12 protein-coding genes are annotated in these 16,509 nt (G+C 47.1%); 3 read left to right on the forward strand and 9 right to left on the reverse strand.

Features of this window, described 5'->3' with window-relative positions; translation table 11 throughout:
* Positions 1-124: 124 nt before the first annotated feature.
* Complete coding sequence (locus tag GK108_RS08175) at positions 125-898, reverse strand: NUDIX hydrolase (RefSeq protein ID WP_163945639.1); 774 nt, start codon at positions 896-898, stop codon at positions 125-127.
* A 232-nt stretch (positions 899-1,130) separates the two neighbouring features.
* On the opposite strand from GK108_RS08175, the gene GK108_RS08180 reads away from it, so the two are divergent.
* A complete protein-coding gene (locus GK108_RS08180; RefSeq protein WP_163945640.1) occupies positions 1,131-2,816 on the forward strand; it encodes a sulfatase family protein in 1,686 nt (561 codons plus the stop codon).
* Between the two features lie 190 nt (positions 2,817-3,006).
* Here the strand turns inward: GK108_RS08180 and GK108_RS08185 are convergent, their stop codons facing one another.
* The 8 genes from GK108_RS08185 to GK108_RS08220 all read right to left on the reverse strand — a co-directional run bounded on the left by GK108_RS08185 (position 3,007) and on the right by GK108_RS08220 (position 12,881).
* Positions 3,007-4,440: a TolC family protein gene (locus GK108_RS08185; protein ID WP_163945642.1), complete on the reverse strand. Its 1,434-nt coding sequence runs from the start codon at positions 4,438-4,440 to the stop codon at positions 3,007-3,009.
* A 3-nt stretch (positions 4,441-4,443) separates the two neighbouring features.
* Complete coding sequence (locus GK108_RS08190) at positions 4,444-7,635, reverse strand: efflux RND transporter permease subunit (RefSeq protein ID WP_163945645.1); 3,192 nt, start codon at positions 7,633-7,635, stop codon at positions 4,444-4,446.
* Positions 7,636-7,662: 27 nt separating this feature from the next.
* Entirely contained in the window at positions 7,663-8,751 is a 1,089-nt protein-coding gene (locus GK108_RS08195; protein WP_163945648.1) for an efflux RND transporter periplasmic adaptor subunit, read from the reverse strand.
* 122 nt (positions 8,752-8,873) lie between these two features.
* Positions 8,874-9,170 carry a hypothetical protein gene (locus tag GK108_RS08200; RefSeq protein ID WP_163945651.1) on the reverse strand — a complete coding sequence of 99 codons (297 nt, stop codon included), beginning with the start codon at positions 9,168-9,170 and terminating at the stop codon, positions 8,874-8,876.
* Between the two features lie 333 nt (positions 9,171-9,503).
* Complete coding sequence (locus GK108_RS08205; protein WP_163945654.1) at positions 9,504-10,862, reverse strand: sensor histidine kinase; 1,359 nt, start codon at positions 10,860-10,862, stop codon at positions 9,504-9,506.
* 86 nt (positions 10,863-10,948) lie between these two features.
* Complete coding sequence (locus tag GK108_RS08210) at positions 10,949-11,620, reverse strand: response regulator (RefSeq protein WP_163945658.1); 672 nt, start codon at positions 11,618-11,620, stop codon at positions 10,949-10,951.
* A 249-nt stretch (positions 11,621-11,869) separates the two neighbouring features.
* Positions 11,870-12,463, reverse strand: coding sequence for a sugar O-acetyltransferase (locus tag GK108_RS08215; RefSeq protein ID WP_163945660.1), 594 nt, complete (start codon positions 12,461-12,463; stop codon positions 11,870-11,872).
* Between the two features lie 22 nt (positions 12,464-12,485).
* The gene (locus GK108_RS08220; RefSeq protein WP_163945663.1) at positions 12,486-12,881 is read right to left on the reverse strand and encodes a (R)-mandelonitrile lyase; all 396 of its coding nucleotides are present in this window, start codon (positions 12,879-12,881) and stop codon (positions 12,486-12,488) included.
* Between the two features lie 672 nt (positions 12,882-13,553).
* Here GK108_RS08220 and GK108_RS08225 point away from each other — a divergent pair.
* The gene (locus tag GK108_RS08225; protein ID WP_163945666.1) at positions 13,554-13,961 is read left to right on the forward strand and encodes a PadR family transcriptional regulator; all 408 of its coding nucleotides are present in this window, start codon (positions 13,554-13,556) and stop codon (positions 13,959-13,961) included.
* Positions 13,962-13,982: 21 nt separating this feature from the next.
* Positions 13,983-16,505 carry a PspC domain-containing protein gene (locus GK108_RS08230; protein WP_163945669.1) on the forward strand — a complete coding sequence of 841 codons (2,523 nt, stop codon included), beginning with the start codon at positions 13,983-13,985 and terminating at the stop codon, positions 16,503-16,505.
* The last annotated feature ends 4 nt before the right edge of the window (positions 16,506-16,509 follow it).

The raw sequence follows: 16,509 nt of genomic DNA on the forward strand, positions 1-16,509 counted from the left end.
CGTTTTTTTGTCAGTTACTGCCTGGATAAAGGATCGACTGAAACGATTTGTACAAGAGTTTGTGGGGACGGTGTTTCGCTGAATACCCGTCTAGTCGTTTTCAACGGCGGCTTTTGCTAGCGGCTTAAAATTCTTTTTTCAGGCCGTTTTGCAATGCCTTGAAGTAGGTTTCTTCCTTAAATGAATACAGAAAAGGCGCTTTGTGGGCGGCACCAGAGTAGTGTTTTTCTTTTTTCTCTAAGATACCGTAGGACAGGATTTTTCGACTAAAATTACTCCGGTCCAGTTTTCGGCCCAGAATGGTTTCATATATGGTTTGCAGACTCTTCAGCGGAAATTCCTTCGGTAGCAACGTATAGCCGATAGGCTGATAATTCAATTGTAATCGTAAGGCTTGCAACGCTTTGTCGATGATCGCTTCGTGGTCAAACAGCATAGGAGGAAGTTGACTGACATCCTGCCAGGCGCAGGTAAGCGAGGTAACATCGGCCTGAGGAATCACCTGCTCGTAATTAACCAGCGCATAATAGCCAATCGTAATAAAGCGTTGCATGAACCAGCTTTCTGGCGTCAGTTCAATCCCCAGCGTTTGTAATACGCCCCGTAGATGTTCCTTGCGATTCCGTTTAGCACTGCCAAAGACGTGAAATTGCTGCAGGAATACATCGGTTAAGCCAGTACGGGCATTTAGAATTCGTATGGCGGCTGTATCCAAATCTTCCTCTTTACCCACAAAACCACCCGGAAGCATCCATTTCTGATTACTCTTAGCCTGTAGCAATAACACCGTCAGCGCATTTTGGTGAAAGCCAAAAATGACATTGTCGATGGAAACAGCCGGCAATAAATGGACGGAACCATCCTGCAGGTCGTTGCTGGGTAAGGAATGATTTGTCATGAATGATTATTTTCCTTGGGAGCAGTTCAATTTAACTGTATATTGTGTCGAAATGACTCAATAGGAAACAGGTTGATCTAAAGCCTTAATCAGGCAAAGGTAAAGTGAAAAGCCACAAGCTGTCAATTTAGGTGAAGCCTGGACGTAAATCCAAGCGTTTACCTCGGCTGGTATAACTGTTTTTTTGATGGGTCTGTCTGTTGCTATTGCATTCCATAACCCTTAGTAAACTATGATTCGACCGTTTATTGTTCGCATCTTGCTTGGCTCTGCTGCGCTGGCGGGTTTGTCGTTGACGTTGCCCAGCTATGTAATTAAACCCATAGCTAATGCCTCAGAAACAGAGCCACCATCGGCTCGACCCAACATTATTTTTATTATCTCCGACGACCACACCGCTCAGGCTATAAGTGCCTACGGGAGTAAACTGGCTAAAACGCCGAACATTGACCGGATTGCCCGGGAAGGGGCTATTCTTCATAATAATATTGTTTCCAATTCAATTTGCGGACCTAGCCGGGCAACCTTGCTAACGGGAAAGTTTAGTCACACAAACGGTTATAAGTTCAATGAGAAAGTCTTCGATGTCAACCAGCCGGTTTTCCCCGAAGAACTACAGAAAAATGGCTATCAGACGGCCTGGGTTGGTAAAATGCACCTGGGAAGTCTGCCTCACGGGTTCGATTATCTGAATATTCTACCCGGTCATGGTAGCTACTACAACTCCGATTTTGTTAACTCACAGAACGAGACCAAACGGTATGAAGGCTACGTGACGGACGTAGTAACCCAACTCTCGACCGAGTGGCTCGATAAGCGAAACACCAGCAAACCTTTCTTTCTCGTAGTCGGTCATAAAGCAACACACCGGGAGTGGCTGCCCGCTATTGAAGACTTAGGGGCTTACGATAACATCACCTTTCCGATACCGCCCACCTTCTACGACAAGTATGACGGTCGTCTGGCCGCCCAGAAGCAGGATATGACGATCGATAAGACCATGCGCCTAAAAGAAGACCTCAAGGTGCATGTCGATTATGATCTTGATGAAGCCAAGGTTGCCCAGGAGAAAGCGGAGTTACACAAAGCCTTTTTTCGGGGGCAGGAGATGACGCCAGCGCTGGATAAACAACTGGAAAATTTTGTCAGAAATGGTTCGTATCGTCGGCTCACGCCTGAGCAGAAAAAAGCCTTTTCTGGCTATTACAACCGTATAAGTCGGGAATTTGATGAGAAGAAGCTTAGCGGAAAAGCCCTGGTGGAGTGGAAGTACCAGCGGTATATGCGGGATTATTTAGCGACAGCAAATTCGCTTGATCGCAATATTGGTAAGCTGCTCGATTATCTGGATAAAACCGGGCTGGCCAAAAATACGGTAGTTATTTACACGTCTGATCAGGGTTTTTATCTGGGTGAACACGGTTGGTTCGATAAGCGATGGATCTACGAAGAATCGCTGAAAACACCGTTCGTGATCCGCTATCCAGACGTCATTAAACCTGGTACGAAGGTACATAATGTAGTCTCGAACGTCGACTGGGCTCCTACGATACTAAGTATGACCGGTACGGCTATTCCTAAGGAACTGCAGGGGAAATCGTTTCTGCCGGTACTGAAGGGACAGAACGCCAACTGGCAGGATCAGGCGTATTATCACTACTATGAATATCCGGAGCCGCATCGTGTAGCCCCTCATTTTGGACTACGAACAGAGCGGTACACTCTGGCGCGCTTTTACGGACCCGATAGTTTCTGGGAGTTGTATGACATTCAGAAAGATCCACACAACCTGAAAAATTTATACGGCCAGAAAGGGTATGAAAAAATAACTGCGACCTTGAAAACACAGCTTAAGGAGCATATTGTACGCAACAAGGATGATGAAGCACTGAAGCTCTTCGAGAACAGCTCTGAATAGCCTGCTACATCATTGTCGAAGTAGAAAGGCTTTTTTGCAAGCAGACGTAGCCTGGACTATAGAATTTTACGGGAGGTAACTGTAGTGCGCCAGATATTGATGCTACGTAGTGTGCCATAGGCTGAGAAAAGAAGAATCCGTTCAGGTAGATGGCCTGAACGGATTCTTCTTTTTTGGAGGTAGTCTGGTTTTAGCGCCAGCCGCCACCCAATGCCCGATACGCATTGACCGCAGCATTCATTTGTTTCATACGGGTTTCGATCAACTCCATTCTTGATTCGAGTACATCGCGCTGCGTAAGCAATACTTCCATGTAATCGGCCCGGGCGGAGGTGAATAACTTGAGCGATATGGTAGTCGATTGGGTTAACGCATCCACCTGGTTATTTTTCATGGTGTATTTTTTCTCCAGGTTATCAATGTTAGCTAGCTGATTTGCCACCTCAATATAGGCGTTCAAGACCGTTCGTTCGTAATCGTAAACGGCCTGAATTTGCTTGGCATTGGCGCTTTTATACGTAGCAATAATGGCGTTTTTGTTGATCACGGGCCCGATCATGTCGCCAACCAGCGACGCAATCAGCGATTCGGGTACGTTGCCTAAGTAGAGCGGGCTAAACGACATGACACCCAGCGAAGCAGAAAGACCCAGTGAAGGATAGAAATTAGCCTTCGCTACACTGACACTCAAATTGGCTGCTTCCAGCTTCAACTCTGCCTGCCGAACATCAGGACGGTTTTCCAGTAACTGCGATGGAACACCAGCGTATACTTTAGCCGGTGTGAGATCACCGAAAGTCTGCGAATTGCGTTGAACCCGCTGAGGGAAACGCCCTACCAGAAAATTGATGTGGTTTTCTGTTTCAATAATTCGCTGCTGAATTTCGTACTGAAGGCTCTGCGTTTTGTAAACTTCCGCTTCAAATCGACGAACGGCCAGTTCAGTTACTTTGGCGGCTTCTTTTTCCTGCTTGATTATCTTGAGCGCGTTACTCAGAATATCAATATTCTGGCGGATAATACCCAGTTGATTATCAAGAGCCAGCAGTTCGTAATAGGAGTTAGCTATTTCGGCCACCAGGTTGGTAACCGTAAAGTTTTTCCCCTCAATAGACGAGAAGTAACTCGCTACCGCAGCCTTTTTGGCGTTACGTAGTTTGTGCCAGATATCGACTTCCCAGGTAGCAAAAGCCCCGAAATACGTATTCGGCAAAACTGAAGGCGTTGCTTTGCCCGGTTTGATTTCGCTGATTTCGTCGCTGGCTCCCTGGCTAGTGTAGCGGGATACTTTGTCGACACCGGCTCCACCACCAACCCGGACGAAGGGGAGATATTCCCCCCGCCGAGCCTGGATTTCATTATTAGCTATCTGAATTTCCTGTAACGTAATGTTTAGCTCCTGGTTGTTGTACAGAGCGGTGTCAATCAGCGCTGTCAGGTAGGGATCGGTAAAGTAGGACCGCCACGCTGTTTTCGCTGTGTTGACAGTATCCTGCGAGGTGTTATAACTCGCAGGTACTGTTTTATTGACTTTTTTCTGAACCAGAAGCGGAACGCTACAACCGGCAGTGATCAGGGTGATAAGCGTTATCCCTAAACTGCTTACTATTCGTTTATTGCTCATTGTCTAACTTTCTTCAGGTTGGGAGAAATTGTCTACCGAGTGTACCAGATTCTCGCTTAACGAACTTTCGTCTTCGTCTTTGATCAGCTTACGACCATCGGCCATATTCCCGAATATGTAATACAGACCGGGAATGATGATGACGCCAAATATGGTTCCGAACAGCATACCACCCATAGCCGAAGCACCAATGGTACGGTTTCCGATGGCACCGGCACCCTTCGCAACAATCAGCGGAATCAGACCCGCCACGAAAGCGAACGAAGTCATCAGAATAGGCCGGAAACGAACCTTGGCTCCTTCGATGGCTGCATTCAGAATCGTGTCGCCCTGCTGTCGCTTCTGAACGGCAAACTCCACAATCAGTACGGCGTTTTTACCCAGCAGACCCACCAGCATAATCAGGCCGATCTGCGCATAAATGTTGTTCTCCAGTCCCATCGCTTTGAGCAGGAAGAACGATCCAAAAATCCCAACTGGTAACGAGGTTAATACGGCCAGTGGAATAATGAAGCTTTCGTATTGAGCGGCCAGCACCAGATACACGAACGATACTACGATCAGGAAGACAATCAGCGTCTCATTACCCCGGATCGATTCGTCGTACGAAAGACCTTCAAACGCGATGTCATAGCCTTTCGGTAACGTTTTGGCTGCCACTTCCCGAATGGCGGCAATGGCATCTGCTGTGGTGTATCCTTTGGCTGGTTGCCCTTGAATGGCCGCTGAATTGTACAAATTGAACCGGGTAATCTCGTTTGGCCCCTGTCCTTTCTTCAGTTTCATGAAGGCCGAGTAAGGAACCATTTCGCCCGCGTCGTTTTTAACGAACAGCTTCAGAATATCCGATGGTAACCGTCTGAAGCTAGGGTCGGACTGTACGTATACTTTAAAGAACTGGTTAAACTTGATGAAGCCCTGCTCGTACGTACTACCGATCATGATGTTGAGGTTATCCATCGCTTTACCGATCGATACGCCTTTCTGCATGGCCAGGTTATTGTCGATTTCCAGCTCGTATTGTGGATAGTTGGCCGCGAAGAAGGTAAACAAGCCCATCAGCTCTTTACGCTTGCCCAGATCTTCCATGAATTTTTTGTTCACTACATCAAACTCATGGTAATCTGTTTCGGTGTTTTTATCCAGCAAACGCATCGAGAAACCGCCCGACGTACCGAAGCCAGGAATGGCGGGTGGTTCGAAGAATTCGATGGTCGCTCCCAGGTCTCTGGTTTTACCTTCCAGCTCCTCCATGATTTCTTTCACGTTTTTAGAGCGATCTCCCCAGGGCTTCAGGTTGATCAGACAGGTACCAGCGTTGGAACCCCGGCCCTCCGTCATAATCTCATAACCAGCCAGCGAAGACACCGACTCGATACCCGGTACTTCTTCACAAATTTTCTGGAGCGACTGAGAAACCTGGTTGGTTTTTTCCAGCGTAGTACCCGGAGGGGTCTGGATAATGGCATAAATCGTGCTCTGGTCTTCGTTTGGAATGAAGCCCGCTGGCAGAATCTTATTCTCATAGGCGATACCTAAACAGAAAGCCCCCAGTACCAGAACCGTAACAACCCGTCGATTCACGATGAGACGTAGCAGGCTCACGTAGCGGCCCGTCATTTTATCGAATCCCCGGTTGAAGCTGTCGATTGCCTTGGTCAGGAAATTTTTCTTCTGCTCATGGCCATGATGGTTTTTCAGCAGCATGGCGCATAAGACCGGGGTAAGCGTCAACGCGATCAGCGCTGAAATAACAATGGAGCTTGCCATCGTAATGGAGAACTGGCGGTAGAACGTACCAACGGGACCCGTCATGAACGAGATCGGCAGGAATACCGACACCATCACCAGCGTAATAGCGATAATAGCACCGCTGATCTCACCCAGTACCTGCTTCACCGCCCCAAAAGGCGATAGATGGGGCTTTTCCTCCATTTTGGCGTGTACGGCTTCCACCACCACAATGGCGTCATCGACCACAATACCGATGGCGAGTACCAGCGCAAACAGCGTAATTAAGTTGATGGAAAGTCCAAATGCCTGAATCACAAAGAAGGCCCCAACCAGCGACACAGGAACCGCCAGGATCGGAATCAGCGTGGACCGCCAGTCGCCCAGGAATATGAATACAACGAATGCTACCAGAATAAACGCATCGCGCAACGTATCGATTACCTGCTCAATGGAGGCATCCAGGAAGTTCGATACGTCGTAGCTGATTTTGTAATCTACGCCCGGAGGGAACGATTCTTTCATCACTTCGAGCTTCTCTTTTACCTGCTCAATAACATCGCTGGCATTACTACCGTAGTTTTGACGCAGGACGATAGCCGCTGAGGGATGACCATCCAGATTGGAGTAGATGTTAACGAATTCACTACCCAATTCAACTCGTCCAATATCGCGTAAGTGAATACTTTCCCCCGATGAGTTGGCGCGAATAATGATTCCTTCGTATTCTTTGGGATCGCTATATCGTCCTTTGTAGGTCAATACGTACTCCAGCGACTGAGCAGCTATACCGGAGCTTTGACCAAGCCGCCCCGGCCGCCCGATGATACTCTGCTCACCCATGGCCTTCATCACTTCTTCTACCGAAATATTGTAAGCCCGCATACGATCGGGGTTCAACCAAACCCGCATGGCGTACCGGCGGCTACCCAATATCTGCGCCCGGGCAACCCCCTTGGTCCGCTGAATTTCGGGGATCATTTTAACCGTAGCGTAGTTGAAGAGAAATTTTTCGTCAATCCCTTTTTCTTTAGCGTACAGGTTGACGTACATCAGCATACTAGGCTGAATAGGCGTAATAATAACCCCCTCGCGCTGAACTAGTTCAGGTAGAAGCGGCATCACCTGGTCAACCCGTGTTTTAACCCTGATAACGGCGTCGTTCGGGTCTGTTCCAGGCTCAAAAATGATCCGAAGGGTAGCCTCACCGGCGCTGGTGGCATCGGTGGCTATGTATCGCATATCCTGAACCCCGTTGATGGCCTGTTCCAGCGTAATCAGCGTGGATTTAACCAGTACGTCAGCACTGGCGCCAGGATAATCAATAAATATGTTTACAGTGGTAGGCGCAATGTCCGGGAATTGGGAAATCGGTAACTGTTTGATTGCCAGTACCCCGATGAAGACTATCATGATCGATATCACGATAGCAAATACGGGTCGGCGAATGAATTGTGTGAACATCAGTCTTCTGTTTTGGGGACTAGCTAATTATTCAGCGTACAGATCTAGGTGCGAGATGACAGAAGCAGGCGCCAGGAATTTATAGTCTATCTTTTGGTTTTCCTTAACCTGGCGTAAGCCTTCCAGCAGGATTTTGTCTGTTGGTTCCAGGCCACTCTTTACGACAAAAATGTGAGGTAGTTCAGAGGCAATGGTGATCTCTCTGGAGCGGATTTTATTCTCCTTATCCACCACATACACATACTTCTTTTCCAGCACTTCGAAGGTGGCTTTCTGCGGAATAATCATGGCGTTTTTGAGCGGCAATGTCATCTGGATATTACCAGTTTCGCCATGACGTAGCAGTCCATTGGGGTTGGGGAACGTAGCACGGAAAGCGATGTTACCGGTTTCGTTGTTGAAATCGGCCTCAATGGTTTGCACGACACCTGGATGACCAAACACCTGATTGTTGGCCATCAGCAGGTTTACGTTATTCAGGTTTTCCTGCTGGGCGTGGGTTTTATAATTCAGATATTCGGCTTCCGGTACGTTGAAGTATACCCACATTTTGCTGTTGTCCGACAACGTAGTGAGCAGATCGCCTTCGTTCACAAGGCTTCCGAGCCGAACCTGGAAATGGTCCATAATACCATCGAAAGGGGCTCTCACCTCGGTGAAACCAAGGTGTACTTTGGCCAGCGATACTTCTGCTTTAGCTTTGTCCAGTTTAGCTTTTGCCAGGGCTAGTTCATTTTTCGAAACAATGTTGCTATCGGCCAGCGATTTCGTGTTGTTGTATTCAACAGCTACGAAATTGGCTTCGGCCTCCGCTTTCTGTAATTCGGCCTGATACTGAATCGGCAGAATCTGGAACATGATCTGTCCTTTTCTAACGTATTGACCTTCGTCGACAAAAATTTTCTGTAGATAACCTTTCTCCAGCGCTCTTACTTCGATGTGCTGGATAGAGCGAATTTGACATACGTACTGATTCGTAATCGTCGTGTCTTTCTGCAGCGGGCTAGTTACTGAAAACTTAACCTCTTCTTCTTTTTCTTCTTCTTTGTGTGAACAGCTGGTATAGCCAAACAAAGCACATAAGCTCATCAGCATGAGCATGAGGATTTTCTTCATAAGGATCTTAATGTTTACTCGCACCTGGTTTGATAGATTGTAAGAGGTAGGTCTCGGCTTGTTTATTGACTGCTGGCCTATTTGGTAATCTGGCCTTGTCCCGTCCGAGTTCGGGAGTTGTGTTAGTTTGATGATTTATGCTGAGCGGTGATCGCCTGCTCGGGAGGAGCATTAGGAGCCTGCTCTAATCGGTGAATCAAGCTATCTTTTTGCTGGTTAGCCCGCTTACAGTCAGAAAGCTGCTGTTGCCAGAATACCAGATCGAGATCGGTTGGATGACTAATCGTGCCTAATTCGTATTCATATAGGTTTCGCTGGTGGCTTTGCTCGTACAACAGATAACCGTTGAACAGTAGTGAAAGGGCCAGTGCCAACCCAAAGCCGAAAAGCAAAATCGAAGGAAAATTCCGTCGTTGCATCGCTTGTGTCTGTTTTGCCTTGAGACAAAGCAAGCGTAACAACATTAAAACAGTGTAAAAAGGAAATTAGAAGATATTAGAAAAGTTCAAATGCTCTTTCTGGCCATTAGGAGCATATTTAATCTGTTTTTAAGCTAGATTTCTTGGTTGGCCACATCTGATTGCTCGCAGCAGTATAAAATCTATTCTCCGGATGAAAGGTTTGTTGTAAATGTTATATTTTTTTGCAGTTTAGGCATAAAATGCCGGCGTGCCCGGCTGTTGTGTACTGACAACCTATTAGATAATCCAGTAGGCGAGTAATTAATTAAGATTAAAAAGGGATGAAAAACCTTATAGCTGACCGGGCAAATCAATCGTTACCGAAGTGCCTTGGTTTTCTTTAGAGGCAATTTGAAGTGTTCCCTGATGGAGTTCGATAATCTTCTGGGTTACGGCTAAACCAATACCATAGCCTGGAACACCTTCTACGTTCTTTCCTCGATAAAGTGGGTCCAGAATGTGAGCCGCATCGTGCTGCGAAATGCCGCGCCCTTTATCCGTAACAACTACGGTGATTTGCTCATTCTTGGTCTGAAGTTGTACCGAAACGGCCTCGCTGGAGTATTTGCAGGCATTATCGAGCACATTCAAAAAAGCCGTTGTTAACAGGGTTGCATTGCCTTTTACGGTAAAGGATTCGTCTTCGCTGGTCATGAACCGAAGTGGTAAACTTCGATCCGGGTATTTGGATTGAACCTGTCCAATGGCGGAGAGTAGGCAATCATCGACCTGAACGGCAGTCAGCGCAACAGCAGCATCCGTAACCTTGGCTAAACCAAGTAAGCCATTCGTTAAGGCAATCACTTTCTTTAATTCTTCGATGGCAACTTCCATACTCTCGCGCCAGTCGGCAGGATTTTGATCGTATCGGACAGACGTTTCCAGAGTCCCCAGCGTGTTGGTTAGTGGCGTTCGTAGCTCGTGAGAGGCATGCGAGACGAAGCTACGCTGCGATACAAAGGCATCTTCCAGTCGAAAAAGCATCTGGTTGAACGTCATGGCGAGCTGGGCAATTTCGTCACGACGGTTTCCTTCATTCACCCGCATATGCAGGTGTCGGGCTGTTATCTGCTCCACTTCATCGACAATCCGTGAAATGGGTTTTAGCACCCGCCCCGAAAAGTACCAACCCGCCAGAACGATCAACGCAAAACCGAGTAGGTTAGCCAGCAGTAAAATCTGTTGTAACGTACCCAGCTTGGCAAAGCCAATTCGGTCGTAACCCGAAGCAAAAATGTAAAACAATTGACCTCGGTCTTTATAAGGCATTACAATCGATTCAAGATGGCCGCTTCTGAACTCAAATGGCGAATCGGTTGACGATAGTAACGGAATTTTCTCTTTATAGTAGTCCGATTCTTTTAAGGTTCGGTTGGTGAATACGAGTTTATGGCGGATATCGTAAATGCTGATTTGCTCTTCAACGATGGTCAGCAAATCAGTACGTACCATGTTCTTAAAGAAATCGTCGTGAAGATGACGTCGGGAAATAAGCACTCGTCCGGCTACGCGGGCTTTACTTTCCAGCCGGCTATAAAATTCTTCCTGCCGATAGAGTGAATAGAAGTACCACACCAACAACGATAGCATGACCTGAATGGCCGTAGCCAGCAACGTGAAAATGATTGTCAGGCGGTTCCGAATAAGCATGGAAGTGTATAGAATGTATGATATATGGGGTATGATGTATGAGATATAATGGAATACATCATACCCCATATATCATACATTTTTTCTCACCCTTCCCGAAGTACGTATCCCATACCTACGATAGTATGGAGTAATTTGGGTGAAAAACCTTTATCAATTTTTTTGCGCAGATAACTGATATATACGTCAATAACGTTGGTATTGCTGTCAAAATTCAGATTCCAGACCCGTTCGCTGATATCCACGCGGGAAATTATTTTCCCTTTGTTCTGCATCAGGTATTCCATGAGCGCATATTCGCGGGTGGTCAGATCAATACGTTTGCCCGCACGCGTAACGGTTTGGGTATCCAGATTTAATTCCAGATCGGCCAGTTGAAGCAGTTGCTTTTGTTTGGATGTATGCCTGCGTGTCAGAGCCCTGACACGTAGCAGTAGCTCCTGAAACTCAAACGGTTTAGCCAGATAATCGTCGGCACCGGCATTGAAACCCTCCGATTTGTCGGCCAGACTATCTAGTGCCGTCAGCATGAGTACAGGTACAGTTTCGTTTTCGGAGCGTATCAACCGGCAGAGTTCGAAACCATTGATGTGCGGTAAATTGACGTCCAGTATAATCGTATCGTAGCTATCCTTATGAAACAAAGACAGTCCGATACGTCCATCGTAAGCAATCTCGACATCGTACCCTTCGGCCGACATTCCTTTGCGGATAAAAGAAGCCAGCCGTTCTTCGTCTTCAACTAACAGGATTTTCATCAATAAACTGCTCAATTTATGTGCTACGTTGGGTCAGGCTACTGGCAGGTGACAGATTAATGGCTGTGGTAGCAGAAACAAAGATACTCAAGATTAATTTGGGGTACGTTTGGTATGCCATCAAAACCAGTTTTGACGGCAACGAGTATCGATGCCTGAAACGGATTAGGCAGTTATTGTGGTGAAGAAGATATAAGGATAGTTGGGGGGAGACTACTACCATGTCTGATTGAAATAGTAGACTATTCATCAGAGGCCATCCTTAACTACTCTGGCGGGAATGCCAGCAACTACGGTGTTTGGTGGTACGTCCCGGCTAACCACTGCCCCGGCAGCCACAATAGCGTTCTCGCCAACGGTTACTCCAGGCAGAATGGTTGCTCCCGCTCCAATCCAGGCGTTACGTTTGATTACGACTGGCCTGGGAATGAGTGTTTGCCGATCAGTGGGGTCTAATGGGTGATTTTCAGAGGTAATATTAACTCGGGGGCCAATCTGAACGTCGTCTTCAATGGTAATGCCGCCAATGTCCAGAAATGAACAGGCGTGATTAATGAAAATATTTTTTCCCAGCGAAATAAACTGGCCAAAGTTGGTGTAGAACGGTGGAAAAATCGCCGTTGAGCTGGCAATCTCAACCCCAATGATTTCACTCAGCTGACTTCGCATCTGATCAACATCGGTGGCAGTCGCATTCATCTGAACACAGAGTTTGATGGTTCGCGCCACAACGGCAGCAAACTTGTCATACGCTGGATCGTCTTTTCGTAAAAGCTCCCCCGCTTTTAACCGCTCGAAAATGTCCGAATGGGCTACCGGTGATTGATTATTTGACTTATTCATCTTTGTTATCGCTCTTTCCTGTTTACTTAGAATAGTCGCTATCGCTCACTTTTTCCAGCCAGGTAACTACTTCTCCATTCAACTCTTCATGAATGGCAATGTGACTCATGGCTTTTGTGGGCGAAGCACCATGCCAGTGTTTTTCGTTAGGTTCAAACCAAACGACATCGCCGGGATTAATTTCTTCGATGGGACCGCCTTCGCGCTGCACCCGCCCCAAACCCGAAATAACGATGAGCGTTTGCCCAACCGGATGCGTGTGCCAGGCGGTTCGGGCTCCGGGTTCAAAGGTTACCAGCGCTCCAGCTGCTTTCGTTGATTCTTTTGTCGAGAATAGAGGATCGATTCGCACCGCACCCGTAAACCAGGCCTCGGGGCCAATAGTCGATGGCTGTGATCCATTTTTACTGATTTTCATACTTTCTTTTCTGTTACGTCAATGGGCACACTGTAATTAGTGTAGCCATTTTTGGGATGTATCAATGAAGGTAGACGAATCCTGTGTTAGTTTCATGAATACGATTTAATGTCCATTCTATCCTAAACCTAATTTTGCATCAATTTATTGGATAGAAAGAGACCCTAGTATTGAAGAGTACATTAACTACGGACTTTACTAACTCCCATTGCCTTACTAACGTCGTCAGCACTGCCTAGCTTAATCGATCTCTTTTCGACCATCGGAATTGATCTATTTTCAAGCTATACTACTCAAGGGCACTAGTAGAAGAGCAAAAAAAAATAATCTTGGTGGATTCCATGTTGTTGAGGGTAATTTCTTGCGCTCCTAGATTATATCCTACCAAGTCCTTTATAGTTAAGTAGATGGAAGAGTAAGATTAGGCATTCCTATTTGGTAATCAGCTCCTCGTTCCAGCACCTTACGTACCATTCATCCGTACTATTTTGCCATTGATCCGGTAAAAATAAGTTTTTTAAAAAGGTACCTTGCATCGCATAGTACCTTATGCTACCTTTGATGTAAGAATTTCGGACTGTAATTACCCGTCGGTGGTTAATCCGCTTTACCAGTTGTTAACTCCGAAATTCGTAACTGCTACCGCAGATTATACGTAACATCAAAACACCGATGAATATTGAAAACGCCCAGGTGCAGATGCGAAAGGGGATTCTGGAATTCTGCATACTGCACATCATATCGCGGGGCGAGGTTTACGCGTCCGATATGCTTGATGAACTAACTTCTGCCCGGATTATGGTGGTGGAAGGAACCTTATATCCACTACTTACCCGCCTGAAAAATGCAGGTCTGCTCGATTATAAATGGGTGGAGTCGACTTCCGGGCCTCCGCGTAAATATTACATACTCACTGAACTCGGCCAGAACTCGCTGGGTGCATTAAATGAAACCTGGCAGGAACTGGCCGAATCCGTAAACGCTATCGTTACCAAAACCGAGCAGAATCCTAAACCAGCCAATGGGAGTGTCGCTGTTAGTAGCTCTCCCGATCCTACAAATCCATCTACCAACGCTTAGCCTATTCTCTTCTCTATCGCCATGAAAAAGACCATAAGTATTAATATAAGTGGGGTCATCTTCCATATAGAAGAGGATGGCTACGACAAACTGAAAAACTATCTGGTATCTGTCCAGCAGTACTTTTCAAGCTACGAAGACAGCCAGGAGATTGTTACCGATATCGAAAATCGGATTGCGGAAAAACTGCTTGCCAAGCTAAAAGCGGCTGATAAGCAGGCCGTTTCGCTGGAAGATGTCAATGAACTCGTAGCCGCTATGGGTACGGTTGCCGACTTCGAAGCGGTGGAAGAGGAAGAAGTATTGGTGACAACCGGTGGCCGTAATTCAGCCCAGAATCAAGGACAGGGACCTCGGGCCACCGATCCGAACGCATCACGTACTACGGGCGCTTATACTCAGCCATCGGGTGGTGCTACGTACACCGGGCCTCGCCGGTTGGTTCGTGACCTGCGCCGTAAAACGTTAGGTGGAGTTGCTGCCGGATTAGCCCACTACTTTAATATGGACGTAGTATGGGTCCGGTTAATTTTCGTTCTGCTGGTAGTAGGTCTGCCTGCTTTGGGCGGTTCGTCGAATAATGAGTTTTTCGGAGGCCTGGGCGGTTTTGCCGTCGTCGTCTACATCGCTATGTGGATTGCGTTGCCGGGTATTACCACGATTGAAGAGGATAAAACCGTCAAGAAATTTTTTCGCAACCCCGAAGACAAAGTTCTCGGTGGAGTAGCTTCTGGTATTGCCGCATACTTTGGCGTTGATACGGGCGTAATACGACTATTATTCGTGCTGGGTATTGTCTTCTTTGGCGTTGGTTTTCTGCTCTATCTGGTTTTGTGGATTATATCACCCCAGGCTAATACGTTGACCGAAAAAATGGAAATGCAGGGGCAACCCATTACGTTGTCGAACATTGAGCATAGTATCAAGCAGAATCTGAATATTACCGACACGCCCAATACAGAAAGTACGCTGACTCGCATTCTGTTGTTTCCATTTCGGGCTATTGCTATGATTATTAGTGGCCTGGGTAGCGCACTTGGCCCTTTAATGAGTGGTACACTGACCATTATCCGGGTCTTTGCCGGAATCCTGATGCTGGTTGTTGCTTTTGCCTTTATGGTTGCCTGTCTGGCCGTGCTGGGCGCTGCCATCGGCATTGAGACTGGTGCTAATTTTGGCAGTGTTCCGTTTAATTTGATACGGTCCGATATTACGTTTCCAATGGTTTTATCGGCTTTTCTGGTTGGCTTTATTCCTGCCTTCGGGTTGGCTATTCTGGGTGTTATGCTGATTACCACACGTAACGTAATAAGCAGCCGAACCGCGCTGACAGTGGGCGGAGTATGGTTGGTAGCTCTGGCTATATTTGGCGGCACGGTTACGCCGTTGATCAGCAGCTTCCAACGCAGAGGTACGGTAGAAGAAACAAAAGTGATAACCGTTCCAGCTGCCGTTCCAACATTCACGATTAATGACCTGGATAATGATAACTGGCGTCCATCCATTGATTTGCAGGGCTACAATGGCACAACCATCAATCTGGTGCAGCGCTTCAAGGCGCAGGGATCAAGCCGGGCAGAAGCACAGGCCAATGCTCGTCAGATCAACTATTCGTATGCCGTTCAGGACTCAGTAGTTCGTTTCGATAATACGCTTGAACTTCGGCCAGGGGCGCATTTTCGGGCGCAGGATCTGGATATGGATCTGATGATTCCTTACGAAAAACCATTCCGCATGACTGAAGAGTTTGCCCGGTTTATACGCAATGAATTCGGCGGCAAAGAAATCGACCGGATGGCGTCCAGCCTCTGGAAGTTCACTCGGGAGGATGGTTTGGTCTGTATAAACTATCCTCGGGAAAAAGATCGTCGGGACAACGATGAAGATAATGACGTAACCGACCTGACGGATAATGTTCAGGATGCCGTAAGAAATGAGCTAGGCGATGATTTTGATCGTATTGGCGATCATACCCGTCAGTTTAATGCCAGCAATTTTTCGAAAGTAGATGTTAGCGGGGCGTTTGTGGTTCGATTCCGGAAGGGCGATACGTATAAGGTTGTTGCTGATGGCCGCGAGAAGGATCTGGAAGATATCAGCGTAAAGGTTGATGGTAATGAACTGGTCGTTTCATTGGATGGCAAAGGCTTATTTAAATGGGGCAATCGCAAGCGTATTGGTTTGACAATCACAGTGCCAAAAGCAATTGACGAACTAAAGCTATCGGGTGCGTCGAAAGCGAATCTCACCGAGTTCGAAAAGTACGACGATTTGTCTATCAGTATGAGCGGTGCCTGCCGGACCGTGTTCGACGGAAGAGTTAACAAGTTATCCCTCGATATGTCGGGTGCTTCCAATACCGTGCTACGTGGTCATGCCAACCAGTTCGATGCCGATCTGAGTGGCGCCTGCAAAGTCGAAGCCACCAGCATGAATATCGAGAAGGCATCTGTTGATGCTTCTGGGGCCAGCCACGTTAATTTAGGACAGGTTAGGTCGCTCGATTCTGAAACATCAGGGGCCAGCAAAGTAACGCGACAGTAAGCTG

The organism is Spirosoma terrae, assembly GCF_010435915.1.
GTDB lineage: Bacteria > Bacteroidota > Bacteroidia > Cytophagales > Spirosomataceae > Spirosoma > Spirosoma terrae.